Below are 25366 nucleotides of genomic sequence, written 5' to 3'. Positions count from 1 at the left end.
TAATTATACTTATGAAAAACAGATGTTTTTATGAACATATTGAATTTTAAGAAAAAAGTCAATTGTTTATTTTTAAATACTTAAAAACCTTACTCTTCAATTATATTACAAACTAAACAAACAACTAGAACATTCCTTATTTTCTGTTTTTTTATGTTTACGCTTACATAAACTTTTAGTTATCATAACCTAATAAACGTCTATTTTACGACAATTCTAAAAATACAAACAAACATACGTAACAAGGAGGAACTTTATGAAAAAAGAAATACCTTTTGGAATAGCGATTATCCCTATTATCATTACCGTTGCAGTTATGATGGTTACAATTGTTGTATTAAAACAAAGCCCTCACGTTCCACTTATTATCGGTACAACCGTTGCTTCTATTGTCGCTTGGCGTTACGGTTACAAATGGAATGATCTTGAAGAAGCAATGTATAAAGGGATTCGTCTTGCATTACCTGCTATCGTCATTATTATTCTTGTTGGCTTAACAATTGGTGCTTGGATTGGCGGTGGAATCGTCGCAACGATGATTTATTACGGTTTAAAACTTTTAACTCCATCACTATTTTTAGTTTCCATTACCGTCATTTGTTCTATCGTTGCATTAGCAATTGGTAGCTCTTGGTCTACAATGGGGACAATTGGTGTTGCTGGAATGGGAATTGGCCTAAGTATGGGAATCCCAGCTCCAATGGTTGCTGGTGCCATTATTTCAGGCTCTTATTTTGGCGATAAAATGTCACCGCTTTCAGATACAACTAACTTAGCCGCAGGATTAACAAATACAGATTTATTCGCACACATTCGTCACATGTTATTTACTACAGTTCCAGGTTTAATTATTACTCTTATCGTCTACGCAGTCTTAGGAAGAAGCTTCGGCGCTAACAATATTGATGCGAAAAGCATCGATCAAACGTTACAAGTATTGCAACAAAACTTTGTTATCTCACCTTTCCTACTCATTATACCCGTAGTCGTTATGGTATTGGTCGCTAAAAAGGTCCCTGCCATACCAGCGATTCTCGTCGGTATTATTTTAGGATTCTTATCACAAGTCTTTATTCAAGGTGGCTCTGTCTCAGCATCTGTCGGTGCACTCCAAGCTGGATTTGTTATAGACACTGGAAACAAGCTAGTAGACGAACTATTTAACCGCGGTGGCTTAGATTCGATGATGAATACAGTCTCTATGACAATTGTCGCTATGACTTTCGGAGGAGTATTAGAACATACAGGTATTCTTCGCTCAATTGTAAATCAAATTTTAAAGTTAGCGAAATCAACAAAAGGGCTTATCGCTTCTACTATCGCATCTTGTTTTGCAACAAACCTTACTTGCTCTGAACAATATATTTCAATTGTTGTCCCTTCAAGAATGTACGCAAATGCATACACAGAAAAAGGACTACATTCAAAAAACTTATCCAGAGCATTAGAAGATGGCGGAACATTAACTTCTGTCTTCGTTCCTTGGAATACGTGCGGTGTATTTATTCTCGCTACACTTGGCGTAGGTGCATTTGAATATGCCCCTTATGCTATTTTGAATTTCATCGTACCTATTATCTCAATCATTTATGGCATAACAGGCTTCACAATTGTAAAACTATCAGACATTGAAAAAGCAGAATTACTAAAGAAACAAAAAGCTCAACTAGAAGCTTAAAAATAGCGGTAAATTCAGTTCATATAGTGCGCGAGGTCGCCCTTGTTGATAGGGCATTTCCTCGCCACAAATATGAGCATACCCGTAATCAACTAATTTCTTTAACAACCTTTCTGTCGATCTTCGAGTCACTTGTAAGTACTCAGAAAGGTCAGCTGCTGTAAACTTCAATGACGGATGCGATTGACTAAATTGAATGATTTTTGACAAGTTGGCCGGACTAAGCTTCGTTTCCTTCGCTATTTTCATTAGTTCCGGATTATCATTTTTCAAACTTTGTACTCTCTGTTCTTTCGGGAACGGACCAAACAAATCTTTATCACTTGTTAGTATATAAAAACAACGATCTATTGGATTATTCTTTGCAAAACTTTGAGCAATTTTTGCATTTTGCTCCGCCTCTTTCACGGTTTTTCCATAACCAAATCCAATAGCTATCGTTCCTTCTACGCTTGCAAACAAGTTATTTATCGCATTTGTTTTAATAATCGATTCGATATCACCACGAGTTGTATACAAAATACATGTCATTTCATCCACTTGTTTAAATGAACCACGTAGTTCTTTTGAAATGACATCTAGTTTTTCAAGCAAACTCGTTCGTAATTCTAGGGAAGAAATAATACAAGCACCAACAGTAGCTGAATAGCTTTTTGCTAACTCAGCTTTTATTTTTGCATCTTTTAGCCCATGTATAATAGACTGTGTTGGATCAATCATACGCTCTGAAGGAACACCTATTTTTTGAAGCTCATCGTAAACAGCGTGAATACTAGTTAAAGCTAAATGAGCCTCTCCAGATTGATATTTAGCTACATGAAAATCGATAACTCTATTTATTTCATCTTTACTCCACAGCATATTTTCATAATCCAACACTTGCGGGCTTTCTTTTATACCAATATCATGGAACACATTTGTAATAAACGAGCAGTCTACTAAATCGATGGAAATGTTATGTGGTTGAATACTTTGATGATACATGATAGAAAGAATTGAAGATGCGACAGTTGTCTCGTCTTGCTGTAAGTATGTACTTGGAATTCGTAATTGTTCTCTTATTTCTTTTGCCATATAATAAGGTAAAGCACCTGAGAAAAAGATGACATCACAAGGCTTTAGACACTTTAATAGTTCAGAAGATTCCGTCGGATGAAGGTAAATATATGGATCAATTTCTATTCCTTCTAATTTTTGAGCAATAGGAAAAAGGTTCTCCATAAACTCCTTTGAACCGACAACTGCAATTTTTATCATCATTTTCTCTAACTCCTTATCATTAATTAACGACCATTTAACGTCAACTATATCAAATGTACAAAACTATTGTAAACAGGAAGGGGTTTCTATTCAATGAAAATTATAGCTATTCATCTTTACGCAATTCGTTTACCGCTTCGCAATCCGTTTGTTATTAGTTATGGATCTTATTCTGATATGCCCTCTATTATCGTCAAAATGGAAACAGATGAAGGTATTATCGGTTACGGTGAAGGCGTTGCTGATGATCACGTCACAGGTGAATCATGGGAAAGTACTTTCCATACTTTAAAACATACGCTAACCCCTGCTCTAATCGGGAAAAATCCAATGAATATCGAAAAAATACACGACATGATGGACAATACAATTTACGGTGTTCCAACAGCGAAAGCTGCAATTGATATTGCTTGTTTTGATATAATGGGCAAAAAACTAAATCAACCTGTATATCAATTAATTGGCGGGCGCTATCATGAAGAATTCCCTGTCACTCACGTTTTAAGTATTGCCGATCCTGAAGATATGGCTGAAGAAGCTGCTTCTATGATTCAAAAAGGTTACCAATCTTTCAAAATGAAAGTTGGTACGAATGTAAAAGAAGATGTGAAACGTATTGAAGCTGTACGAGAACGTGTAGGAAATGACATCGCTATTCGCGTTGATGTAAACCAAGGCTGGAAAAATAGCGCAAACACATTAACAGCACTGCGTTCATTAGGACATTTAAACATTGACTGGATTGAACAACCTGTTATCGCGGACGATATTGATGCCATGGCTCATATCCGTTCTAAGACAGACCTCCCGCTTATGATTGATGAAGGACTAAAAAGTTCTCGTGAAATGCGCCAAATTATTAAATTAGAAGCTGCTGATAAAGTGAATATAAAACTAATGAAATGCGGTGGCATACATCCAGCTGTAAAGCTCGCTCATCAAGCTGAAATGGCCGGCATTGAATGCCAAGTGGGATCAATGGTCGAATCATCTGTTGCCTCTTCCGCAGGATTCCATGTCGCTTTCTCAAAGAAAATCATTACGAGCGTAGAGCTAACAGGACCATTAAAATTCACGAAAGACATTGGAAACTTACATTACGATGTACCATTCATTCGCTTAAACGAAAAGCCCGGACTCGGCATTGAAATAAACGAAGATACACTACAAGAACTAACCGTCTTTCAAGACGTTGTACGCTAAAGGAGGACTATCATATGACGGTTCTATACGAAGGAACATTAAAACAAAATAACGAATCATTTCACGTTACATTACTATCACTAGAGCACATCGAACAAATTTTATCACTACAAAACATCGTAGTTGAAGCACTAGAAGATAAAAGTCGTTTACAACCACTCTCACAAGAAGAATTTCAATACATTCTAGAAGGAAACGGCATGATGATCGGTGCTTTTATCGAAAACGAACTCATCGCATTTCGCGCTCTACTCGTCCCTCCTATCGACGATGAACATTTAGGGCTTGATATTGGTTTGCCAGAAAGTGAACTACACCGCGTCATCTATCAAGAAATCTCAAACGTTCATCCGAACTGCCGAGGAAATGGTATGCAAAAAATATTAGCAAAAGTCATTATGGAAGAATTGCAAAAAGAAGACAGCAAATATGATTATGTATGCTGCACCGTTGCTCCTTTTAACATTCCAAGTTTGAAGGATAAATTTGCGCAAGGGATGGAGATTGCTGCGCTGAAAGAGAAGTATGGTGGTAGTCTGCGGTATGTTTTTGTGAAGAAATTGCGCGGAGATAAAGAAAGCGATTTGACGGATGTTCAAAGTATTCTAATGAGTGATGCTAGTGGACAGCAGGCTTTGCTTTTGGAGGGGTATCGTGGGTATGAGATGGCGAAAGTGGATGGGGATTTTGTTGTGAAGTTTGGACGATAATCTATATACTCGAAAAGAGGAGATGTCTGCTGTGACCTCTCCTTTTACTTTCTCTTCATTGAACATATCGATTGCAACTCCAAATATATCAGCGGTTTTCGAAATATATCGGCGCAACTCCGAATATATCAGCGATTTTCGAAATATATCGGCGCAACTTCAAATATATCAGCGATTTTCGAAATATATCGACTTACCGACAAAGATTGACAATAATTGCAACCTATACAAAGCGCAACATTAAACCGTCATCTTCCAACTAGATAAAGCTAACCAGTTCTCCATTTCCTTATAGTCAGGCATTATCTTCCCGACAAGACGCCAAAACGATCGATCATGATTTAAATGAACCATATGACACATTTCATGAACGACTACATAGTCAATTACTCGCTGTGGTGCCATTGCTAGCTTCCAATTGAATGTTAGTTGTAAATTCGAATCGCAAGTACCCCAAGTACGACTACTATCTTTAATACGAATAGAACGTGGTTTTGTTTTGAAATTACTTTGATGCGCTTTAATGCTTTTCTCTACTAAAGCTTTACACTGCTTATAATAAAATCGTTTTAAAGCTTGCTGTATTTTCTCATCCTTTAGCTCTTTTACATAAATATGTAACTTATCCCCTTCAAAAATCGCATTGTCTTGCTCAATGCTTACATCTTGGGAAATCTGTATCGGATACGTATTCCCTAAATACAAAAAGCCTTCTCCTTGATCGTAATCCTTTTCCTGTGGTCCACGCGCTCGCTCCGCCATTTCCTTACGAGTTGTCTGAATCCAATCCCACTTTTCCTCTAGCAACTGGACTAAGTATTCAACAGGTGTCCCTTTCGGAGCCTGTACTTCCACATTTCCGTATGAATCTACAAAAAGACGCACGGACTTTTTCTTCTTATAAGTTATATGAAAATTAATTGTCTCACCTAAATATGTATGTATCATTTCATCACCTAGCATAGTATTTTTACAAATAAAAAAGAGTAGGATACAAACGTCCTACTCTACCTATTATATCATTGACTGCTTTAACGAACTCATTATCCTCTATACTTTACAGCTAATCCTTTAATGAAATTCCTTGCGTATCTATCGCCGCACTCTTTGTAATTTTTATGGCCTTTTTTTCTTAACAGAGCGCCTAACTCTCCTTTTGTTACCGTAACGCCCACGCTATCTAATATATCAAGTACATCCTCACTCGTTAAAGATAGTGCGATTTTCATTTTCTTTAGAAGAAGGTTATTGGCACTCTCCTTGCTCTGTACAGGTGCTGGTTGTCCTGGTTTCGGATCTTGCTTTCCTCTTTTTAAAGTAATAAATCCATTGAAAAATGCCTCTAACATCATCATATCGCATGTTTTTACGTACTCATCTTCAGCTACCTCATCATTTTCAGCTTCATGCTGAGGAGCCCTCTTTATTTTTGTAAGCATATCAACTACGTCTTCTTTCGTTACTTCCATCCCGCCAAGTTTAAAGATTTCTACCATATCTATATCTCTTATGTCTAAAGCGTATCGTACTCTTTTTAATATATCGTTGTTGCTCATTGCCATTGGGTTTCCTCCTGAAATGTTGATTATTTATTCAGCGGTTAAAGTTTATGCTATAACCTGCTTTAAATTATCATGTTTAATCTAACCTTTTAGTTATTGTCCGCTAAATTAATACTTTAACATTTTAAAGATATGTTTTATAGTCTTACCCGAACTTTTCTCTATCATTGTATCTACAGAGCTCTTACATGTTTTTTATATGCCTATAAAAAGATTTCTCTCTTAACATTAACTAAAAGAAAAAAACAGTGCTTTGATTTCTCAAATACACTGTTCTTTTCCAGCTCTGCACTTATTTTCAACTCACTCATGTCATGCACTACATATGAAATGATTTAACTGCTTAAAAGTTAAACCATCTCACTATCCTGAGCCTCACCAACACTATCCTCAAACTTATCCAACAAAGCACGCACCTCATCCGTCGACTTCGTGCTCATCAATTGATTTCTCAATTCAGCAGCTCCAGGGAAGCCTTTTACATAAATTTTGAAGAAGCGGTGAAGCCCTGTGATTGAGCGTGGCAGTACTTCTGCATATTGATCTTGTAAATCAAGTTGTAGTCTTAAAAGATCTAGATGTTCTTTACTGCTATGCTCTCTTGGCTCTTTTTCAAAAGCAAATGGATTTTTGAAGATGCCTCGTCCGATCATTACGCCATCAATGCCGTATTTTTCAGCAAGTTCCAGTCCCATTTTACGATCAAGGATGTCTCCATTGATTGTTATTAACGTATTGGGTGCAATGCGGTCACGTAATTTTTTAATTTCCGGAATTAGTTCCCAGTGCGCATCTACTTGGCTCATTTCCTCTCTTGTACGTAAGTGAATAGAAAGGTTTGCAATATCTTGTTTGAAAATGTGCGTTAACCAATCTTCCCACTCGCTTAACTCTTTAAAGCCAAGTCTTGTTTTTACGCTGACAGGTAGTCCACCCGCTTTTGCTGCTTGGATAAGTTCTGCTGCAACGTCTGGACGTAGAATAAGGCCACTACCTTTTCCTCTTGATGCAACGTTCGGTACTGGGCAACCCATATTAATATCGATGCCTTTAAATCCTAGTTCTGCCATACCGATACTCATTTGACGGAAGTATTCGGGATTGTCTCCCCAAATATGTGCCACCATCGGCTGTTCGTCTTCTGTAAAAATTAAACGGCCACGTACACTTTTCATACCTTCTGGATGACAATAGCTATCCGAGTTTGTAAACTCTGTGAAGAATACGTCCGGACGACCTGCTTCACTTACTACGTGACGGAAAACAACGTCTGTCACATCTTCCATTGGTGCAAGTACGAAAAATGGTCGTGGTAATTCACGCCAAAAATTATCTATCATTTCAAATTCAAATCCTCTCACTATGAATACAATTTCAAAATCTCAATTTATAATTTGTGAAAATCAGCAATATTTATTTTAACTAAAATCGCTTATGAATGGTATTTTTGTAAACCAAAAAGCAGGTGGTATAGATTTTTTCTATATCAACTGCTTTCCTATTATACTAACTTAAGCCAAGCCACACACTCCACATGAGTCGTATGCGGGAACATATCAACAGGTTGTACTTCCTGTGTTTTATATCCGCCTTCTTCTAGTACTTTTAAATCACGTGCTAATGTTGCTGGGTTACATGATACGTATACGACACGGTTTGGCTTCATGTCGATGATTGTGTTTAGTAATGCTTCGTCACAGCCTTTACGCGGTGGGTCTACGACCATTGTGTCAGCAATTACGCCTTCTTTGTACCATTTTGGAATGACTACTTCTGCCTCTCCTACGCCAAATTCAGCGTTTGTCATGTTGTTTAGTGCTGCATTTCGGTTTGCGTCTTCAATTGCTTCTGGGACGATTTCAACGCCGTACACTTTTTTCGCTTTTTGCGCTAGGAATAACGAGATTGATCCGATTCCGCAATAGGCATCAATTACTGTTTCGTTACCGTTTAATTTTGCGTATTCTAACGTTTTATCGTATAGCACTTTCGTTTGTTCTGGGTTTACTTGATAGAATGAACGTGCTGAAATCGCAAATTTAATGTCACCGATAAAGTCATAAATATATTCTGATCCGTACAGTACTGTCGTTTTATCTCCGAAGATTACATTCGTACGCTTCGTATTTACGTTTTGAACAATGGATTTTACTTCTGGGAATTTCGCTGCAATTTCTTCAATGATTGCGTTTTTGTTCGGCAATTCTGCTGTACGTGTAATGAAGACAAGCATAATTTCCCCTGTTACTTGTCCGTAACGAGCCATTACGTGACGAAGTGTTCCTTTGTTACGCTCTTCGTTGTACGCAGTGATACCGTGCTTTTCACAAATACGTTTTACTTCTTGAATTAATGTATCGTTTTCTTCTGCCTGAATTAAGCATGATTCCATATTAATGATGTCATGTGTTCCTTGGCGATAGAAACCAGCTACAAGTCCGCCTTCACGTTCTCCGATTGGTACTTGTGCTTTATTGCGATATACCCACGGATTTTTCATGCCAAGTACAGGATGAACAGGAACATCACCTAGTCCTCCGATACGTTGCATAACGTCACGTACTTGTTTTTCTTTCGCCTGTAATTGTCCTTCATAAGTTAAGTGTTGAAGCTGACAACCGCCGCACTGATTATATACTGGACATTCAGCATCTTTACGATATGGACTTTCTGTATGAAGCTTCATTAAACGACCAAATGCGAAGTTTTTCTTCACTTTAATAATTTTAATTTGCGCTTCTTCACCTGGTAATCCGTTTTTAACGAAAATAGGATAGCCCTTTACTTTCGCAACACCGGCACCATCATGTGTTAAATCTTCAAATACTACATCTATAAACTCGTTTTTCTCAACTGGTGGCGTCATTTTAGTACTCATTTTCCGACCTCTCTTTTTCATAACACTGCGTTACATTTTATCATACTTATATGGTCTTTTTCTATTGGAAGAAAAAAAGCTATTGACGATAGTTCTCTGTTAATGTTACGCTACTACTAATTTAATACGGACGATGTTACCTCATATATACTTGATGATATGGATCGAGAGTTTCTACCCGGCAACCTTAAATTGCTGGACTATGGGGAAAACTAATGAATATTAGCCTATGCGCAAAAAAGGACTCATATTGATTAGCTTTCTCTCATAGATGAAAGTGAATCCATATGGGTCTTTTTTTATTTTTATTTTTCTAAAAGGTCGGACATCTTACGTATGACATAAAACCTCATTCCTTTATTTTTAGTAATATAACGAGCGTTTTATGTACAAACTTTATACGAACTTCTGAAAGGGGCAACTACATGCAATATGTAATGAGCATTATCGGTATTATTGCCGTGTTAGGTTTATGTTTTGCTTTGTCAAACAACAAAAGTAAAATCAACTTCCGTGCAATTGCAATTATGATTGGTTTCCAAATTTTAATCGGTTGGTTTATGTTTGCTACAAAGATTGGTCAACAAATCATTATTTTCATTAGTAAGGTTTTCAACAAACTAATTAAACTTGGTACGACAGGTGTCGATTTTCTCTTTAATGGAATTCAAAGAGATTTTGTCTTTTTCTTAAACGTATTATTAATTATCGTATTTTTCTCAGCACTACTTTCAATCTTTAGTTATTTAGGTGTTTTACCATTCATCGTTCGCGTTGTCGGCGGTGCAATTTCAAAAATTACTGGTTTACCACGCGTTGAGTCATTCCATGCAGTAAACTCTGTATTCTTCGGTTCAAGTGAAGCGTTAATCGTTATTAAAAACGATTTACAGCATTTCAATAAAAACCGTATGTTTATCATTTGTTGTTCTGCGATGAGCTCCGTTTCTGCTTCTGTTACAGCATCATACGTAATGATGTTAGATGCAAAATACGTACTAGCAGCTCTTCCGCTAAATTTATTCTCAAGCTTAATCGTTTGTTCGTTATTAACACCAGTTGATACGAAGAAAGAAGATGAAGTGATTCAAAAATTTGATAGAACGCTATTCGGGGACAGCTTTATCGGTGCAATGATTAACGGTGCGCTTGATGGTTTAAAAGTAGCTGGTATCGTTGCCGCATTAATGATCGCCTTTATCGGTGTGATGGAAGTTGTAAACTACGTAATTAGTGCAGCTTCAGGCGCAATGGGACATGCTGTTACTTTACAACAAATCTTCGGTTACGTACTTTCTCCATTCGCATTCTTAATGGGTATTCCAACTCAAGATATTATCCCAGCTGGTGGTATTATGGGTACGAAGATTGTTTTAAATGAGTTTGTAGCAATCCTTGATTTAAAAGACACAGCTACAACATTAGCTCCACGTACAGTTGGAATCGTTACAGTATTCTTAATTAGCTTCGCAAGTATTAGCCAAATTGGTGCAATCGTTGGTACAATCCGTGCCCTTTCTGAAAAACAAGGAAGCGTTGTTTCTAAATTTGGTTGGAAAATGCTATTTGCATCAACACTTGCTTCTATTTTATCTGCGACAATCGCTGGATTGTTTATTTAATAAAAAATCACCTTACTTTAACGAGTAAGGTGATTTTTTTGATTCTTTATGAAACCGAGTGAAATTCAACTGCTTCTTCTGTATTGATAATCCTATCTTTATATATACCTTTTATTGAAATGTAAATGATAGATTTGTTTATGTTTTTTAACTTTCCTAATGAAAAATGATAAAGCAATCCATTGCTTTTTAAAGTCCACATCTTCCCACTCCATGGACCAGTAGCTTTTTGTTCATCCGACGCCTTGATCTCACCTTCATATTCGCATTCTCCCAAAGGAGTTTTAATTGTATTCTTCTCTGTATCAATTCGAATATTTTTAATTAGATTCAAATTTTCATCAGAGAGAATTTGAATTTCATGATCTTTCTTTTTAAAAAAGAGTTTTCCGTCTTTGGTATTTATATATTCTGCATTATCCATTTTATCTATCATAAAATCATATTCTTCTTTTGTAATACCTAAGTTTTGATGATAAGGAAACGTTTTTTTCGGTATAATTTCTTCCTCGGCATACTTCAAATACCAATCTAAATTATTTGTAATACTATCGCTCATTTTATTTCCGATTTTCTCTAATTTCTCTTTTATCTCATAAGGAAATTCAAGTGTCATAATATCCGCCGTTACTTCCGCATTCATAAGATGCGATGGAATATACTCTTCCACGCTATTCGCTTTACTCACTTCACTTTGACAACCAACTATAAATAGCGATATGAAAAAGATATATATTATTTTTTTATATTTCATTTCTATTCTCCACTCCATACATTATTCTTACTTAGTTTTATAGCGGCTTTCATTATAGTATAAAATCTTTATATTTTAATAAAATACATACCCTTATGCAAAATTGCATATTAATATGTATTCTTCTTACTTTAAAATTAGCTTAAATAACTTTCCAAATTATACAAATAACAAGTTTAAAATGTTATAATTTTCAAAAAACCATTGGAGGATATTATGAAAGCTCACGCAATTTTCGATTTCTTACATTTACTAGTCTTAACGCTGAAAAGCTATTATGTATGGGGAATGCCTATCTATGTCTTCATTATTCCTCTTATCTTTGTAGTCGGTTATATTATTATTAATTCTAATAAGAAACAAAAAAATACATCTATTCAAAGTCACTAAACTATTACATTAATAACCTCCTAAAAATCATATTCCCCTCATTTTCTTCAAATGATATGATGAACAAGGGTATATCCCCACCACTCTTATAGCGGTGGGGATTTTAATGTCAATATGCAACATACTACACAATAGAAGGTGATTTTCATGAGAAAATATGCAGCAATTGCTTTATGTACGTCTGCCATTCTAGCAGGCTGTAATACTAACAATGTAAGTCCAGAACCTAAAAAAGAGAAAAAGGTTCAAGGGATTAAGAAACAAGAAGAGACTGTGCAAGAACAAGGTAAAATCTCATATAATTCAGTTACACACGAATCTACAAACACAAGTATTCATATTACAGACATAAAAGATTCTTTAAATGAAGTACAATATAAAATTTGGCGCACAGCTGATGGCAAGGAAAGTGCTAAATCTTTTTCTTCTAAAGAAAAAGAGAAACAATTCACACTTCCTTTTGATATAAAGGAATTTGAAGGAAAACGCGGTGAGTTCCAAATTGAAGCAACAGGAATGAAAGAAGATGGGAAAACAATCCCGCTTACGAAATCTACTATTACTTTCGAACAAAAGGTTCCTGTTCTTATGTATCACGCAATTGATGATTATCATGGTCAAGGCATTAAAGACTTATTCGTATCACCAGCTAACTTTGAAGCACAAATGAAACATTTAAAGGACAATGGTTATACGCTTTTAACGTTTGAACGCTGGGGCGATATAAATAAAGTAAATAAACCGATTTTCGTTACATTTGATGACGGTATGAAAAATAATATGAATGCATTTCGCATTTTACAAAAGCTAAAAGATGATACTTTTAAACCGGCAGCAACAGAATATATGATTGTTGATAACGTTGATATAGAAGGAGCATTGTCTACTTCTGAAATAAAAGAAATGGTTGATTCCGGCATTTTCTCGGTGCAATCTCATACTGCAACACATGCAGACTTACCGAAAATTACAAACTATGAGGAAGAGTTAAAAGGTTCAAAAGAAAAGCTAGAAAAAATAACAGGTAAGCCTGTTATCGCGATTGCTTATCCATTCGGTCATGTAGATGATAAGGTTGTTGCAGAAACGAAGAAGTATTATCAATTTGCGACGACGACAAAGCCTGGGCAATTCATTACGAAGGGTGAACCTGATGAATTGTTAAAGATGAAGCGCGTTCGTATACACCATACAACGACTGTAGAGCAGTTTGCTTCTTCAATTAAGTAAATATAAGGGCTCAATACATTTTGAGCTCTCTTTTTACTTTATATTTATATATATTTTTAGAATTTTCTTGTATTATATATAGTAAGAAATCTTTCAAATTAAAGGAGATTATACATATGTCATTTGAACAAACGTTAGAGAAATATGCTGCTCTTGCAGTTAATGTTGGTGTTAATATTCAACCTGGACAAACTTTATCAATTAGTGCACCTCTTGAAGCTGTACAATTTGTACGCCTCGTTACAGAAAAAGCATATAAATCTGGTGCAAAACACGTATATGTAGATTGGAATGATGAGACGTTAACACGCTTAAAATTCGATCTAGCTCCTGAAGAAGCTTTCGCTGAATTTCCATCTTGGAAAGCACATGCTCGTGAAGAATTAGCAAAAGAAGGCGCTGCATTTATGTCTATCTATGCAGAAAACCCTGATTTATTAAAAGGTGTAGAACCATCGCGTATCGCAACAGCTCATAAAGTAGCTGGAGAAGCAATGAAAGTATACCGTGATTACGTACAAGCAGATAAAGTAAGCTGGTGTGTCATTTCTGTTCCTACGAAAGAATGGGCTGCGAAAGTATTCCCTGACGTAGCGCCAGAAGAACAAGAAGCAAAGTTATGGGATGCTATTTTCAAAGCTACTCGTGCTGATTTAGAAAATCCTGTAGAAGCATGGAAAGAACATGATGAAACATTACATACAAAAGTGGATTACTTAAACGAAAAGCATTATAAAGCTCTTCACTATACAGGTCCTGGAACAGATTTAACAATCGAACTTCCAGAAAAACATGTATGGGCTGGTGCTGGTAGCTTAAATGAAAAGAACGTACCATTTATGGCTAATATTCCAACTGAAGAAGTATTTACAATGCCACTTAAAACAGGTGTAAACGGCCAAGTTTCTAGTACAAAACCGTTAGTATTTGCAGGTAATATTATCGATAATTTCACGTTAACATTTGAAAACGGACGTATCGTAGACTATAAAGCTGAAGCTGGTGAAGAAGCTTTAAAACATTTAGTAGAAACAGATGAAGGTTCTCACTTCTTAGGGGAAGTAGCTTTAGTACCTCATGACTCACCAATTTCAAACACAAATGTTTTATTCTACAATACACTATTTGACGAAAATGCATCTTGCCACCTTGCGATTGGAAATGCTTACGCATTTAACTTAGTTGGCGGAAAAACAATGTCTAAAGAAGAACTTGCTGAAAACGGCGCAAACGCTAGTATTACACACAACGACTTCATGATTGGATCAGCTGAGCTTGATATTGACGGTATTACTGCTGATGGCAGACATGAACCTATCTTCCGTAAAGGTAACTGGGCGTTTTAAATTTATTACCATAAAGAAACACATTGGATAATCCAATGTGTTTCTTTATTTATTTGGTTTCAATTCAAATTTTATTGTTCTATTTTCACGCGTAAACTCTGGTCTATACGTAGCGATATACGTATTTTCTTTCGCTACGTCAAATAGCATGATATCTTGAATTTTTTCTTCTGGTGCTAACTTTTTACTAATAAAGCTATCAGGGTTATTATATTCTTTAAATCTTGTACCTTTCTTATCGGTAATCTCAAATTCATAAAATGCAAAAGGTATTTCCTTTTTACTATTATTTTCTACTTTGAAAATAATCCCCAAAATCTCCTCTTTCTTTTTATCCTCATCATAATCCGGATATCCTAATTTAACTGAATCGATAGTTACTTGCAAACCATCTACGTCTACTGTCTCCCCTATTTTATACACTTTATCTTGAACATCTTCTTGTTTACTTTCATTACTATCTTTAGTCTCAGTGCAAGCACTTAAACTAAAAGCTATGCCAAAAATTAAAACAATTTGACTCACCTTTTTTAACATACTCTTTCCCCCACATAAGACAATATTTCATATGTATCATAACAAAATGCTTTACGCTTTCTTGTCATATTTTGTCGTATTAATTGCTAACTGCACAAATAGAAAAAAGCTATCTTCTACAAAAGATAGCTTTCATGATGCCGATGAAACCTTAAGCCCAATGACACCCAAAACAATAAAAAGAATACAAAATGCTTGAAATAAACTAATATGCTCTTTAAAAAAGTACACACTAATGATTGTAATAAGTAATGTTCCAACGCCAGACCAAATAGCATAAGCAATACTTAAATGAATCTTTTTAACGACGATGGCGAACACGCTGAAACAAATTCCATAAAACACGAAAATCAGTACACTTGGAACGAGCTTTGTTAAACCATTTGATAGTTTCATCGCAATTGTTCCAGCTACTTCAAAAATAATTGTAACAAGTAATAATAGCCAATATACCATACTAGAATCTCCTTCTCTGTTACCTTATAGAGATTCTAGTATACTACTTATAGTCCCAATGAAATATATTTAATTTCTAAATATTCCTCGATGCCGAAATGGCCTCCTTCACGACCGATACCACTTTCTTTAAAGCCACCGAATGGTGCTTGTGCAACTGATGGAAGACCGTCGTTTAGACCGATAATACCGTACTCTAACGCTTCACTAATTTGGAATGCTTGGCTAATGTCTTTCGTGAAAATATACGCAGCTAAACCGTATGGTGTATTATTTGCACGTTCGATTACTTCATCAACTGTTTTAAATTTCGCAACTGGTGCCACTGGCCCAAATGTTTCTTCATTCATACAAAGCATCGTATCATTTGCCAATCCAATTACAGTCGGTTGAATGAAATGTCCCTCTAACTCTGCGACCTTTTGACCACCATATAAAACTGTTCCACCTTTTTGAATAGCATCTTCAATATGTTCTTGTACTTTTGAAACTGCATTCTCATCAATAAGTGGTCCGACAGTCGTTCCGTCACCGAAACCGTCTCCTACTTTCAACTGCCCTACTGCCTTTTGGAACTTCTCTACAAATACTTCGTATACTTCTTCTTGAACGAATACTCGGTTTGTACATATACACGTTTGTCCTGCGTTACGGAATTTCGAGCCAATCACCGCTTCTACTGCTTTATCTAAATCCGCATCATTCATTACGATAAACGGAGCGTGGCCACCTAACTCAAGCGAAACTTTTTTCATCGTTTGTGCAGCACTAGCCATTAACTCTTTCCCGATTTCCGTTGACCCTGTAAAGGATACTTTTCGAACGCGACTATCTTCCATCCATGTATCAGCAATTGCTTTTGCACTACCTGTTACGATATTGATTACGCCCTTTGGAATATCTGCTTCATGGGCTAATTCCGCTAATTTCAATGCAGTTAGCGGCGTTTGACTTGCCGGTTTCACAACGGCTGTACAGCCTGCTGCAAGCGCTGGGGCTACCTTTCTCGTAATCATAGCAGCTGGGAAGTTCCAAGGTGTAATAGCTGCCATAACGCCAACTGGTTGCTTCATAACTAAAATGCGCTTATTCGGATGAGAAGCAGGAATCATTTCACCATATACACGTTTCCCTTCTTCTGCATACCATTCAACAAAACTATTTGCATAATTTACTTCACCAAGCGCTTCTGCAAACGGCTTTCCTTGTTCCTTCGTCATAAGCGCTGCGATCTCTTCTTTATTTTTATCAATAAGCATGAACCACTTTTTTAACTTCGTTGCACGATCTGCTGCCGTTAACTTAGACCACGTTTTAAAAGCTTCATGTGCAGCATCAACAGCTTGCTTTGCCTCTGTTACTCCGCCTTTTGGTACAGTTGCAAATATTTCCTTCGTCGCAGGATTATTTACTTCAATTTGTTCTTGTAGTGTAATCCACTCACCATTTATATACATCGCCTTTTTATCTATACTTACGAAAGTCGCCTTTTTATCCAATGTTTTCTTCCTCCTCTATGAACTTCTTAATTTTCCTAGTAGCAGCAGATTGACTAATTTGCAAAAACTCAGCTACTTTATAACTTGATCCATACGTTTTATACGCTTTAAGAATAATATTTCTCTCTACCTCTTCCAGCATTTTATAAAGGCTTTGCCCCGATTGTTCAACTGCAACCTCTTGCATAGAGAGTGGCAAATCCTCTACCGTTACAACATCATCGACAGTAATAACAATTCTCTCAATTACATTCTCTATTTCTCTATTGTTTCCTTCCCACGGATATCCAACAAACATTTGTAACGTACTCGGCGCTAGTTTCACATCACGTCCGTATTTTTTATTAAAGTGCTGCAAGTAATGATAAATAAGCGGTAAAATATCTTCTGTTCTTTCCCTAAGCGGGGGAATTGCAATTGGAATGACATTCAAACGATAGTATAAATCTTTCCGAAATGTTCCTTGTTTCACCATCATACTTAAATCTCTATTTGTTGCCGCCACAATTCGAACATCCACTTTTTTTAATTCTCTTCCCCCTATAGGACGAAATGTTTTTTCTTGCAATACTTGCAAAAGCTTTGCTTGAATTTCAATCGGCATTTCACCGATTTCATCTAAAAAAAGAGTTCCTTTATGCGCGGATTCTAATAGTCCTTTTTTCCCTTCACGATTCGCACCTGTAAAAGATCCACCTGAATATCCAAAAAGCTCTGATTCAATTAAATTAGTTGGCAATGCTGCACAATTAATTTCATAGAAACTTTCATGCTTACGGTGACTCACTTCATGTAAATGGCGTACCAATCGACTTTTTCCTACTCCAGTCTCGCCTAAAACGAGAACAGTACTATCCACTACAGATACTTTTTTGATTGTATCGACTATTTTTTGCATAGCTAGACTTTTAAAAATCAGTCCTTCATGCTCATATGTTTCTCTTAATTCTTTTTTATATGTTTTTAGCTGATTATCCATTTCCTCTACCTTTTGACGTAATTGATAGAGTTCAGTAAGGTCCCGAGAATAACTAATCACTCTTCTTAAATTTCCCTCATCATCAAAAACAGGCCTTGTACGAACGTGTAAATACTCTCCTGATTTTGTAGTTTGAACGAGTTCAATTGGCCTCTTTTTTTCAATCACTTCTAATGTCGCTGATGGATAAAAGATTCCATCCTTTTGTAGTTCTTTTACATGCTTACCAACTAACTCTTCGGCAGCTAGTTGGTAGTGCCTTTCACATGTACTATTTACACGCACAACGATCCCTTGCTCATCTGTAACAAAAATTTCGTCAAACGCATATTCAAATACATCTTTTAAATCCATTAACACTCGTTCCTTTTCTGCAACCATCCTAGCCACCCCTAACTTCAAATCCATCGATCCACTTCACTACCTTTATTATAAAGTGAATTTTCTGCATTTAATATAGAGTCAGCTAGAATGTTTGCTATTTATACTTCAGTTTTTAAACACGAGCGATGTTTGTTTGTTCATAACAAGCTTGCAACGATTCTTCAATTATTGTTAATCCTTCTTCAAGTTGCTCATCTGTAATAACTAAAGGCATTAACACACGGATAACATTTCCATATGTTCCTGCTGATAATAACAGTAACCCACGCTTATTTGCTTCTGTACATAGATTAGCTGTTAACGCTTTGTCAGGTGCTTTCGTCTTACGATCTTGAACGACCTCAAATGCACACATTGCTCCTAACCCACGCACATCACCGATGCAATGATATTTATTTTTCATCTCTTCGAATCGGTTCATTACGACTTTTCCTAATTCTATCGCTCTATCATTTAATTTCTCATTTTCTATTACATCGAGAACAGCTAATGCAGCCGCACATCCTAATGGACTTCCTGCATACGTTCCACCAAGTTCACCTGGTGCAGACTCATTCATAATTTCTTTACGTCCAATGACACCACTTATCGGTACACCAGCACCTAATGATTTAGACACTGTAATTAAATCTGGAACGACATCATAGTGATCAATTGCAAAATATTTTCCTGTACGACTAAAGCCTGTTTGTATTTCATCCGCTACAAATAAGATGCCGTTCTCTGAACAAATGCGGCGTACTTCTTGAACAAATTTCTTACTTGGGACGATAAATCCACCTTCCCCTTGAACAGGTTCCATTACAACAGCTGCGATTGTTTCTGGTGCTACTTCCGATATGAAGAAGTTCTTAAACTCTTCAATAATAAAATCATCATACTGCTCTTCCGTTAATCCCTCTGGGCGACGGTATTCGTATGGAAATGGCGCTTTATATACTTCTGGAGCAAAGGGACCAAACCCAAATTTATATGGCTTCACTTTACTTGTCATCGTCATTGTCATTAATGTACGCCCGTGGAAACCTTTAGAAAATGCGATAATACCAGGTCTCTTCGTATATTTACGAGCGATCTTCACCGCGTTCTCAACTGCTTCTGCACCACTATTTAAAAAGAGGACTTGCTTATCGAAACTTCCTGGTGCCAATGCCGCAAGCTTTTCCGCTAATTCAATATATGGCTCATACATCATGACATTAAATCCAGTATGAATGTATTGATCGACTTGTTTATGGAGCGCTTCTTTAACCGCTGGATGACAATGCCCTACGTTAATTGTCCCGATTGCTCCTGCAAAATCAATGTACTGATTACCATCAACATCCGTTACAAGAGCACCATTTGCAGATTGTACAAACGTTGGGATGCCGTTACTTACTCCTTTTGGTACTATATTTTGACGGCGTTCTAATAAAGATGCCGCTTTCGGTCCTGGAATTTGTTCATTTACTTTAGCAAATTTTTTTGTGTTCATTGCGTACCCCATCCTTTTCTTTACATTGTTTTCTCTTTTTATTGCAAAATGTATGCCAACTTTCTTTTCTAGCATTTATCCTATATTCTTTGTATCCAGGCATAAAAAATAAGTCTATAAAGACTCATTAAGAGTCTTTATAGACTTATTTTCCTTACACATTAGACTTTTCTTTCTCCCAGAAAAACTCACCCGATTGAGAAATAAACTCTCCAACAGAATCTAACACTAAATCAGCAAGTGGTTCTAATGTTGGACGGTCTCCCGTACCAGATAGCACCCCAATTGCATAGCAATCGCCATTTTTGGCTAAATGTAAATCAGTTGGCGTATCTCCAACAACCGCAACCTCACATGATGCTAAATTAAATTTCTCACAAAACACTTCTATAATCTTTTTATCTGGTTTTTGCGCAGGGAATGTATCCGAGGCTATAATATAATCAAAAAAGTTCTCCAACTTATATTGTCTTAAAAATAATTCTGTTGGTGCGAAATCATCCGCCGTGACAACCCCTAATATAAATCCTTTATCTTTTAATGCCTGTAACACTTTCGGTAAATCTGCTGTCATTTTCATATGCGAACGATGCTCATACATAAGGGAAAATAACTTCTCACTTACCCAATGATGCATCTCTTCTTCTCTAGCAGACTCAATATAATTACAAAGCCCCTTCGCTACATCAAGGCTTGTTCCAGCAGCTATTGCACTCCTCGGATTAACAAATGCTCCCTCTACACCAATCTCTTCTAATAAGGTCTGCCGCATTGTACTTGGTAAATGATATAAACTTATACATTCAGCTACAAGTTCTTCAGCTACTTTTATCCATATTGAATGAAAATCCATTAATGTCCCATCTTTATCAAATAATATCGCCTTTACCTTCTCCATAGCACCCTACCTCTCATTTCTTATCTCTTCCAGTGTATCAATAAAGTATGGATGTAAAATAAAAGAATTGTAAAAATACCATAAAAATCAAACTAACTCCCAATTTACAATTCATTTTAACAAAGTAAAAAGGATGCCTTTACAGGGCATCCTCTTGATGTTCAGGAACAAATAGTTCTAAACAATGATATATATTTTCGAATTCCATCGGTGCATCTCCACCATACTCACCATCTAAATTAATCATTAGTTTATCTGGTGAATGTACTTTAATTCGGTTCGCTTGTGTATATAACACTTTTGGATTATTAATATGTTCACCACGTTGTGCTTGTGTTGCTGCTTTAATTAAATCAGCGATAGAACCTTTTTTCAGTACTAATAGGTCAAATAACCCATCGTTAATAGATGCATACGGTGCTACCTTTTCAAATCCACCTACTGAACGGGTATTCGTAATTAAAAACATCGTAATTTCTTCTTGTAGTAACTTTCCATCATACTCAATTTCAACATATGTCGGATGCAATGATGGTAACATCTCGATACCTTTTAGGTAATAAGCAAGTTGTCCTAATACTGTCTTTAACTTACTCGGTACTTCGTATGTTAATTCTGTAATACGACCGCCACCAGCGATGTTAATAAAATATGTATCGTTCGCTCTACCAAGGTCTAATGGCACTGTTTTTCCTTCGCAAATAATATCTGCTGCCTCTTCAATAGAACGAGGTACACCAATTGCACGTGCAAAGTCATTTGTCGTTCCAACTGGAATAATTCCAAATTTCGGACGGAATTCATGCCCAACTAAACCGTTTACTACTTCATTTAATGTACCGTCGCCACCAGCCGCAATAACAACATCAAACTTACGATCCGCAGCTTGCCTCGCCGCCACAGTAGCGTCTCCAGGACCCGTTGTCGCATGACAAGATGTCTCATAGCCAGCTTGTTCTAATTTTTGTAATACTTCTGGTAAGCTCTTCTTAAATAGCTCACGCCCCGAAGTAGGATTATAAATAATTCTTGCTCGCTTCATCATTTATTAGCACAGGAAATTTCTTTATGTATCGAAAAAGAACATACTGAACTTCTATTCAGTATTCCCATGCCTACCTCCTCTCATCTTGCTATCCTTCTTTTATCCCGCTCAAACAGGCAGTAAGAACCCGATTCGTGTAGTCCATCAAAAGTAAATATTCATTTCAATGGTTTTTTATTTGACTCCAAAATTTATCCCGCTATTTGCGGGCAGTAAATGCCCGATTGGTGAGGGCTAATAATCAATGGTGGATGAACCTCCTACTGATTAAAGTTTCACTTTATTTCTATCCATTCTTCCATAAAAATTTACATATAACGAATAATAACTATCTATTATTTCATGAGATGAAAAAAACCTCTATGTTTAGATTTATCATTATTCCCACCTTTTTGCAACTATCATACCATAGTTGCTATACAAACATTTTTCCACTTTTGACAGTTAATCAAACGTTTGTTTAAACGATTTTGTCTCATTTAAACAAACGTTTGATTAACCTAGAAAAACACCCATGTACGGGTGTTTTTCTGCTTAATCTTTAAAAGTCACTACTATTATCGCTTATTAATCTCTTCAAGTAAGATTTTGTTAACAAGTGGTGGATTTGCTTGTCCTTTTGTAGCTTTCATAATTTGACCAACTAAGAAGCCAATTGCACGGTCTTTACCGTTTTTAAAGTCTTCGATAGATTGCTCATTATTATCAAGAATTTCTGTTACAACTTTACGAAGTGTACCCTCGTCAGAAATTTGAACAAGACCTTTCGCTTTAACGATTTCTTCTGGGTCTCCACCTTTTTCAATTAATTCGTTAAATACTTTCTTCGCGATTTTAGAAGAAATTGTACCTTTTTCAATTAATTGAACCATTTTAGATAAACCAGCAGGCGTTAATGCAACGTCTTTTAATTCTTTTTGTTGTTTGTTTAAGTATGCAAGTACTTCACCCATTAACCAGTTCGATGTTAATTTCGCATCAGCACCGTCTGCAACAGTTGCTTCAAAGAAATCAGACATCTCTTTCGTTAATGTTAACACGTGTGCATCATAAGCTGGTAAGCCTAATTCTGCAACGTAGCGAGCTTTACGTGCATCTGGAAGTTCTGGAATAGAAGCTCGAACTGCTTCTTTCCACTCATCATCGATGTAAAGTTCAACTAAGTCTGGCTCCGGGAAGTAACGGTAATCGTCAGATCCTTCTTTCACACGCATTAAGATTGTTTTCTTTGTTGCTTCATCATAACGACGTGTTTCTTGTTGGATGATGCCACCAGATAACAGTTCTTTTTCTTGGCGCACTTGCTCATGCTCAAGACCTTTTTGTACGTAAGTGAATGAGTTTAAGTTTTTCAGTTCCGCTTTTGTACCGAACTTCTCTTGTCCAACTGGACGAAGGGAAATGTTCGCATCACAACGTAAGGAACCTTCTTCCATCTTACAATCAGATACACCAGTGTATTGAATGATTGATTTTAACTTCTCTAAGTATGCATATGCTTCTTCTGGCGTACGCATATCTGGCTCAGATACGATCTCGATTAAAGGCATACCTTGACGGTTGTAGTCTACTAATGAACCATCAGCTGTATGCGTTGATTTACCAGCATCTTCTTCTAAATGAAGACGTGTAATACCGATACGTTTCTTTTTACCGTCTACTTCGATTTCAATCCAACCATTTTCACCAATTGGCTTATCAAATTGAGAGATTTGGTAAGCTTTCGGGTTATCTGGATAGAAATAGTTTTTACGGTCAAACTTCGTTTCCGTTGCGATTTCACAGTTTAATGCCATTGCAGCTTTCATTGCAAAGTTAACTGCTTCTTTATTTAAAGTAGGAAGTACCCCTGGGTATCCTAAGTCAATTACACTTGTTTGTGTATTTGGCTCCGCTCCGAATTCTGTTGGACTCGCAGAGAAAATTTTCGAATTTGTTTTTAACTCAACGTGAACCTCTAAACCAATAATTGTTTCTAAATTCATCTATGCTCGCCTCCTTACAGACTTGCTTTTTTTGTATGATAGTCTGTTGCTTGCTCAAACGCATGTGCAACGCGGTAAATTGTCGCTTCATCGAAGTGTTTACCAATGATTTGTAGACCAAGTGGCATGTTGTTAGCACCGAATCCACATGGAACAGAAATCGCTGGAACACCCGCTAAGTTTACTGGGATTGTTAAAATGTCATTTGCATACATTGTCATTGGATCATCAACTTTTTCGCCCACTTTAAATGCCGGAGTTGGCGTTGTTGGTCCAATAATAACATCATAGTTAGCAAATACATTTTCAAAGTCGTTTTTAATTAATGTACGTACTTGTTGTGCTTTCTTGTAATATGCATCATAGTAACCAGAGCTAAGCGCAAATGTACCAAGCATAATACGACGTTTAACTTCATCACCGAAACCTTCACTACGTGTGTTTTTGTAAAGATCTAATAAGTTATTTACATTATCAGAACGAACACCGTAACGCACGCCATCAAAGCGTGAAAGGTTCGCAGATGCTTCAGAGGAAGATAGTAAGTAATACGTTGCTAGAGCGTATTTAGAGTGTGGAAGCGATACTTCCTCCCAAGTTGCGCCCATACCTTCTAATACTTTTAAAGCAGCTAGTACTGACTCACGAGCTTCTTCGCCAACACCTTCGCCTAAGTATTCTTTCGGTACAGCAATGCGTAAACCTTTAACATCGCCTGTTAAACCAGCTAAATAGTTTCCAACTTCAACGTTTGCAGAAGTTGCATCCATGCGGTCAATACCTGAAATAGCTTGTAATAAGTATGCATTGTCTTCTACTGTACGTGTAATCGGTCCGATTTGGTCAAGTGAAGATGCGAATGCTACTAATCCGTAACGAGATACGCGTCCATAAGTTGGTTTTAAACCTACAACACCGCAATATGCAGCTGGCTGACGGATAGAACCACCCGTATCAGAACCTAGAGAGAATAGTACTTCTCCTGCTGCTACAGCTGCTGCAGAACCACCACTAGATCCGCCCGGAACGTAATCTAAGTTCCATGGGTTTTTCGTAGCGTAGAATCCTGAGTTTTCATTTGAAGAACCCATTGCGAACTCGTCCATGTTTAATTTACCGATTGTAATTGTGTCAGCAGCTTTTAGCTTTTGCACAACTGTCGCATCATAAATTGGATCGAAGTTTGCTAACATTTTGCTCGCACAAGTTGTACGAAGACCGTTAGTTACAATGTTATCTTTTACACCAATTGGCATACCGAATAATAAACCATTATCTTCAGCGCCGATTTTTGCATCTAATTCTTTCGCTTTTGCGCGTGCATTTTCTTCATCTAATGTAAGAAAAGCTTTTACGTTATCTTCAACATCCGCAATACGTTTGTAAGATTCTTCTACTAAATCCGTAACGGAAATTTCTTTGTTGTTTAACTTCTTATGTAACTCTGATACTGAATGATCAAATAATGACATC

The 25366-nt window shown here is 36.6% G+C and carries 22 protein-coding genes and 1 riboswitch; of the genes, 7 read left to right on the top strand and 15 right to left on the bottom strand.

Translation table 11 applies throughout. The features are described from left to right. Nucleotides 1-256 precede the first annotated feature (256 nt). Nucleotides 257-1678 (top strand): Na+/H+ antiporter NhaC, encoded by a 1422-nt coding sequence (nhaC, locus tag HFD78_RS21740; protein WP_000711516.1) that lies wholly within the window; start codon nucleotides 257-259, stop codon nucleotides 1676-1678. Here nhaC and HFD78_RS21735 read toward each other — a convergent pair. After that, complete coding sequence (locus HFD78_RS21735) at nucleotides 1667-2938, bottom strand: hypothetical protein (protein ID WP_000972817.1); 1272 nt, start codon at nucleotides 2936-2938, stop codon at nucleotides 1667-1669. The two genes, nhaC and HFD78_RS21735, sit on opposite strands and share 12 nt — an antisense overlap. A gap of 93 nt (nucleotides 2939-3031) precedes the next feature. On the opposite strand from HFD78_RS21735, the gene HFD78_RS21730 reads away from it, so the two are divergent. Then, nucleotides 3032-4141, top strand: a complete 1110-nt coding sequence (locus HFD78_RS21730; RefSeq protein ID WP_000691017.1) for a mandelate racemase/muconate lactonizing enzyme family protein — start codon at nucleotides 3032-3034, stop codon at nucleotides 4139-4141. 14 nt (nucleotides 4142-4155) lie between these two features. Continuing rightward, a complete protein-coding gene (locus HFD78_RS21725; protein WP_000217547.1) occupies nucleotides 4156-4851 on the top strand; it encodes a hypothetical protein in 696 nt (231 codons plus the stop codon). 240 nt (nucleotides 4852-5091) lie between these two features. Here HFD78_RS21725 and HFD78_RS21720 read toward each other — a convergent pair whose 3' ends face one another. The 4 genes from HFD78_RS21720 to rlmD all read right to left on the bottom strand — a co-directional run bounded on the left by HFD78_RS21720 (nucleotide 5092) and on the right by rlmD (nucleotide 9291). After that, complete coding sequence (locus HFD78_RS21720) at nucleotides 5092-5799, bottom strand: M48 family metallopeptidase (RefSeq protein ID WP_000582099.1); 708 nt, start codon at nucleotides 5797-5799, stop codon at nucleotides 5092-5094. 95 nt (nucleotides 5800-5894) lie between these two features. Next, nucleotides 5895-6413 carry a YehS family protein gene (locus HFD78_RS21715; protein ID WP_001251727.1) on the bottom strand — a complete coding sequence of 173 codons (519 nt, stop codon included), beginning with the start codon at nucleotides 6411-6413 and terminating at the stop codon, nucleotides 5895-5897. A 350-nt stretch (nucleotides 6414-6763) separates the two neighbouring features. After that, complete coding sequence (locus tag HFD78_RS21710; RefSeq protein WP_000566705.1) at nucleotides 6764-7753, bottom strand: tRNA dihydrouridine synthase; 990 nt, start codon at nucleotides 7751-7753, stop codon at nucleotides 6764-6766. A 161-nt stretch (nucleotides 7754-7914) separates the two neighbouring features. Continuing rightward, nucleotides 7915-9291, bottom strand: a complete 1377-nt coding sequence (gene rlmD / locus HFD78_RS21705) for a 23S rRNA (uracil(1939)-C(5))-methyltransferase RlmD (RefSeq protein WP_000105039.1) — start codon at nucleotides 9289-9291, stop codon at nucleotides 7915-7917. Between the two features lie 121 nt (nucleotides 9292-9412). After that, nucleotides 9413-9514, top strand: a riboswitch (purine riboswitch). Nucleotides 9515-9716: 202 nt separating this feature from the next. Between rlmD and HFD78_RS21700 the strand changes: the two genes are divergently transcribed. Continuing rightward, nucleotides 9717-10913, top strand: a complete 1197-nt coding sequence (locus tag HFD78_RS21700; RefSeq protein WP_001200485.1) for a NupC/NupG family nucleoside CNT transporter — start codon at nucleotides 9717-9719, stop codon at nucleotides 10911-10913. Between the two features lie 46 nt (nucleotides 10914-10959). Here HFD78_RS21700 and HFD78_RS21695 read toward each other — a convergent pair whose 3' ends face one another. After that, complete coding sequence (locus HFD78_RS21695) at nucleotides 10960-11667, bottom strand: hypothetical protein (RefSeq protein ID WP_000875595.1); 708 nt, start codon at nucleotides 11665-11667, stop codon at nucleotides 10960-10962. A 216-nt stretch (nucleotides 11668-11883) separates the two neighbouring features. Here HFD78_RS21695 and HFD78_RS21690 point away from each other — a divergent pair, with 216 nt between their 5' ends. The 3 genes from HFD78_RS21690 (at nucleotide 11884) to HFD78_RS21680 (ending at nucleotide 14633) form a co-directional block, all read left to right on the top strand. Beyond that, entirely contained in the window at nucleotides 11884-12057 is a 174-nt protein-coding gene (locus tag HFD78_RS21690; RefSeq protein ID WP_000643592.1) for a hypothetical protein, read from the top strand. 147 nt (nucleotides 12058-12204) lie between these two features. After that, nucleotides 12205-13287, top strand: coding sequence for a polysaccharide deacetylase family protein (locus HFD78_RS21685; protein WP_001233708.1), 1083 nt, complete (start codon nucleotides 12205-12207; stop codon nucleotides 13285-13287). 116 nt (nucleotides 13288-13403) lie between these two features. Beyond that, nucleotides 13404-14633 (top strand): aminopeptidase, encoded by a 1230-nt coding sequence (locus tag HFD78_RS21680; protein WP_000007357.1) that lies wholly within the window; start codon nucleotides 13404-13406, stop codon nucleotides 14631-14633. Between the two features lie 45 nt (nucleotides 14634-14678). Here HFD78_RS21680 and HFD78_RS21675 read toward each other — a convergent pair whose 3' ends face one another. The 9 genes from HFD78_RS21675 to gatA all read right to left on the bottom strand — a co-directional run bounded on the left by HFD78_RS21675 (nucleotide 14679) and on the right by gatA (nucleotide 25365). Next, nucleotides 14679-15170 carry a DUF4352 domain-containing protein gene (locus HFD78_RS21675; RefSeq protein WP_000915105.1) on the bottom strand — a complete coding sequence of 164 codons (492 nt, stop codon included), beginning with the start codon at nucleotides 15168-15170 and terminating at the stop codon, nucleotides 14679-14681. 132 nt (nucleotides 15171-15302) lie between these two features. After that, nucleotides 15303-15626 carry a DMT family transporter gene (locus tag HFD78_RS21670; protein ID WP_000263262.1) on the bottom strand — a complete coding sequence of 108 codons (324 nt, stop codon included), beginning with the start codon at nucleotides 15624-15626 and terminating at the stop codon, nucleotides 15303-15305. A gap of 47 nt (nucleotides 15627-15673) precedes the next feature. Continuing rightward, complete coding sequence (gabD, locus tag HFD78_RS21665) at nucleotides 15674-17125, bottom strand: NADP-dependent succinate-semialdehyde dehydrogenase (RefSeq protein ID WP_000358130.1); 1452 nt, start codon at nucleotides 17123-17125, stop codon at nucleotides 15674-15676. Further along, on the bottom strand, nucleotides 17118-18485 hold the full coding sequence (locus HFD78_RS21660; RefSeq protein ID WP_000225133.1) for a sigma-54 interaction domain-containing protein: 1368 nt from the start codon (nucleotides 18483-18485) through the stop codon (nucleotides 17118-17120). The genes gabD and HFD78_RS21660 overlap by 8 nt, the downstream gene beginning before the upstream one ends. Before the next feature lie 115 nt (nucleotides 18486-18600). After that, nucleotides 18601-19965: a 4-aminobutyrate--2-oxoglutarate transaminase gene (gene gabT, locus HFD78_RS21655; RefSeq protein ID WP_001093007.1), complete on the bottom strand. Its 1365-nt coding sequence runs from the start codon at nucleotides 19963-19965 to the stop codon at nucleotides 18601-18603. Nucleotides 19966-20119: 154 nt separating this feature from the next. Beyond that, a complete protein-coding gene (locus HFD78_RS21650) occupies nucleotides 20120-20863 on the bottom strand; it encodes an HAD family hydrolase (protein ID WP_000416668.1) in 744 nt (247 codons plus the stop codon). A 139-nt stretch (nucleotides 20864-21002) separates the two neighbouring features. Next, nucleotides 21003-21908, bottom strand: a complete 906-nt coding sequence (locus HFD78_RS21645) for a diacylglycerol kinase (protein ID WP_000977679.1) — start codon at nucleotides 21906-21908, stop codon at nucleotides 21003-21005. A 557-nt stretch (nucleotides 21909-22465) separates the two neighbouring features. Beyond that, nucleotides 22466-23893, bottom strand: coding sequence for an Asp-tRNA(Asn)/Glu-tRNA(Gln) amidotransferase subunit GatB (gene gatB, locus HFD78_RS21640; protein ID WP_001047685.1), 1428 nt, complete (start codon nucleotides 23891-23893; stop codon nucleotides 22466-22468). 14 nt (nucleotides 23894-23907) lie between these two features. After that, a complete protein-coding gene (gatA, locus tag HFD78_RS21635) occupies nucleotides 23908-25365 on the bottom strand; it encodes an Asp-tRNA(Asn)/Glu-tRNA(Gln) amidotransferase subunit GatA (RefSeq protein ID WP_000051441.1) in 1458 nt (485 codons plus the stop codon). Between the last annotated feature and the right edge of the window lies 1 nt (nucleotide 25366).

It is taken from the genome of Bacillus sp. EKM501B (assembly GCF_011800505.1).
Classification (GTDB): domain Bacteria; phylum Bacillota; class Bacilli; order Bacillales; family Bacillaceae_G; genus Bacillus_A; species Bacillus_A cereus.
The sequence above is the reverse complement of the archived record's forward strand: the minus strand, read 5'-3'. Positions and strand labels throughout refer to the sequence as shown.

What these genes read in the sequence shown, in the direction of transcription:
- nhaC (WP_000711516.1), top strand. Translation starts at nt 257, where the DNA reads ATGAAAAAAGAAATACCTTTTGGAATAGCGATTATCCCTATTATCATT.
- HFD78_RS21660 (WP_000225133.1), bottom strand. Translation starts at nt 18,485, where the DNA reads ATGGTTGCAGAAAAGGAACGAGTGTTAATGGATTTAAAAGATGTATTT.
- HFD78_RS21675 (WP_000915105.1), bottom strand. Translation starts at nt 15,170, where the DNA reads ATGTTAAAAAAGGTGAGTCAAATTGTTTTAATTTTTGGCATAGCTTTT.
- HFD78_RS21730 (WP_000691017.1), top strand. Translation starts at nt 3,032, where the DNA reads ATGAAAATTATAGCTATTCATCTTTACGCAATTCGTTTACCGCTTCGC.
- HFD78_RS21695 (WP_000875595.1), bottom strand. Translation starts at nt 11,667, where the DNA reads ATGAAATATAAAAAAATAATATATATCTTTTTCATATCGCTATTTATA.
- HFD78_RS21710 (WP_000566705.1), bottom strand. Translation starts at nt 7,753, where the DNA reads ATGATAGATAATTTTTGGCGTGAATTACCACGACCATTTTTCGTACTT.
- gatA (WP_000051441.1), bottom strand. Translation starts at nt 25,365, where the DNA reads ATGTCATTATTTGATCATTCAGTATCAGAGTTACATAAGAAGTTAAAC.
- gabT (WP_001093007.1), bottom strand. Translation starts at nt 19,965, where the DNA reads ATGAACACAAAAAAATTTGCTAAAGTAAATGAACAAATTCCAGGACCG.
- HFD78_RS21650 (WP_000416668.1), bottom strand. Translation starts at nt 20,863, where the DNA reads ATGGAGAAGGTAAAGGCGATATTATTTGATAAAGATGGGACATTAATG.
- HFD78_RS21715 (WP_001251727.1), bottom strand. Translation starts at nt 6,413, where the DNA reads ATGGCAATGAGCAACAACGATATATTAAAAAGAGTACGATACGCTTTA.
- HFD78_RS21645 (WP_000977679.1), bottom strand. Translation starts at nt 21,908, where the DNA reads ATGATGAAGCGAGCAAGAATTATTTATAATCCTACTTCGGGGCGTGAG.
- HFD78_RS21725 (WP_000217547.1), top strand. Translation starts at nt 4,156, where the DNA reads ATGACGGTTCTATACGAAGGAACATTAAAACAAAATAACGAATCATTT.
- HFD78_RS21720 (WP_000582099.1), bottom strand. Translation starts at nt 5,799, where the DNA reads ATGATACATACATATTTAGGTGAGACAATTAATTTTCATATAACTTAT.
- HFD78_RS21735 (WP_000972817.1), bottom strand. Translation starts at nt 2,938, where the DNA reads ATGATGATAAAAATTGCAGTTGTCGGTTCAAAGGAGTTTATGGAGAAC.
- HFD78_RS21700 (WP_001200485.1), top strand. Translation starts at nt 9,717, where the DNA reads ATGCAATATGTAATGAGCATTATCGGTATTATTGCCGTGTTAGGTTTA.
- HFD78_RS21670 (WP_000263262.1), bottom strand. Translation starts at nt 15,626, where the DNA reads ATGGTATATTGGCTATTATTACTTGTTACAATTATTTTTGAAGTAGCT.
- gatB (WP_001047685.1), bottom strand. Translation starts at nt 23,893, where the DNA reads ATGAATTTAGAAACAATTATTGGTTTAGAGGTTCACGTTGAGTTAAAA.
- HFD78_RS21685 (WP_001233708.1), top strand. Translation starts at nt 12,205, where the DNA reads ATGAGAAAATATGCAGCAATTGCTTTATGTACGTCTGCCATTCTAGCA.
- HFD78_RS21680 (WP_000007357.1), top strand. Translation starts at nt 13,404, where the DNA reads ATGTCATTTGAACAAACGTTAGAGAAATATGCTGCTCTTGCAGTTAAT.
- rlmD (WP_000105039.1), bottom strand. Translation starts at nt 9,291, where the DNA reads ATGAGTACTAAAATGACGCCACCAGTTGAGAAAAACGAGTTTATAGAT.
- HFD78_RS21690 (WP_000643592.1), top strand. Translation starts at nt 11,884, where the DNA reads ATGAAAGCTCACGCAATTTTCGATTTCTTACATTTACTAGTCTTAACG.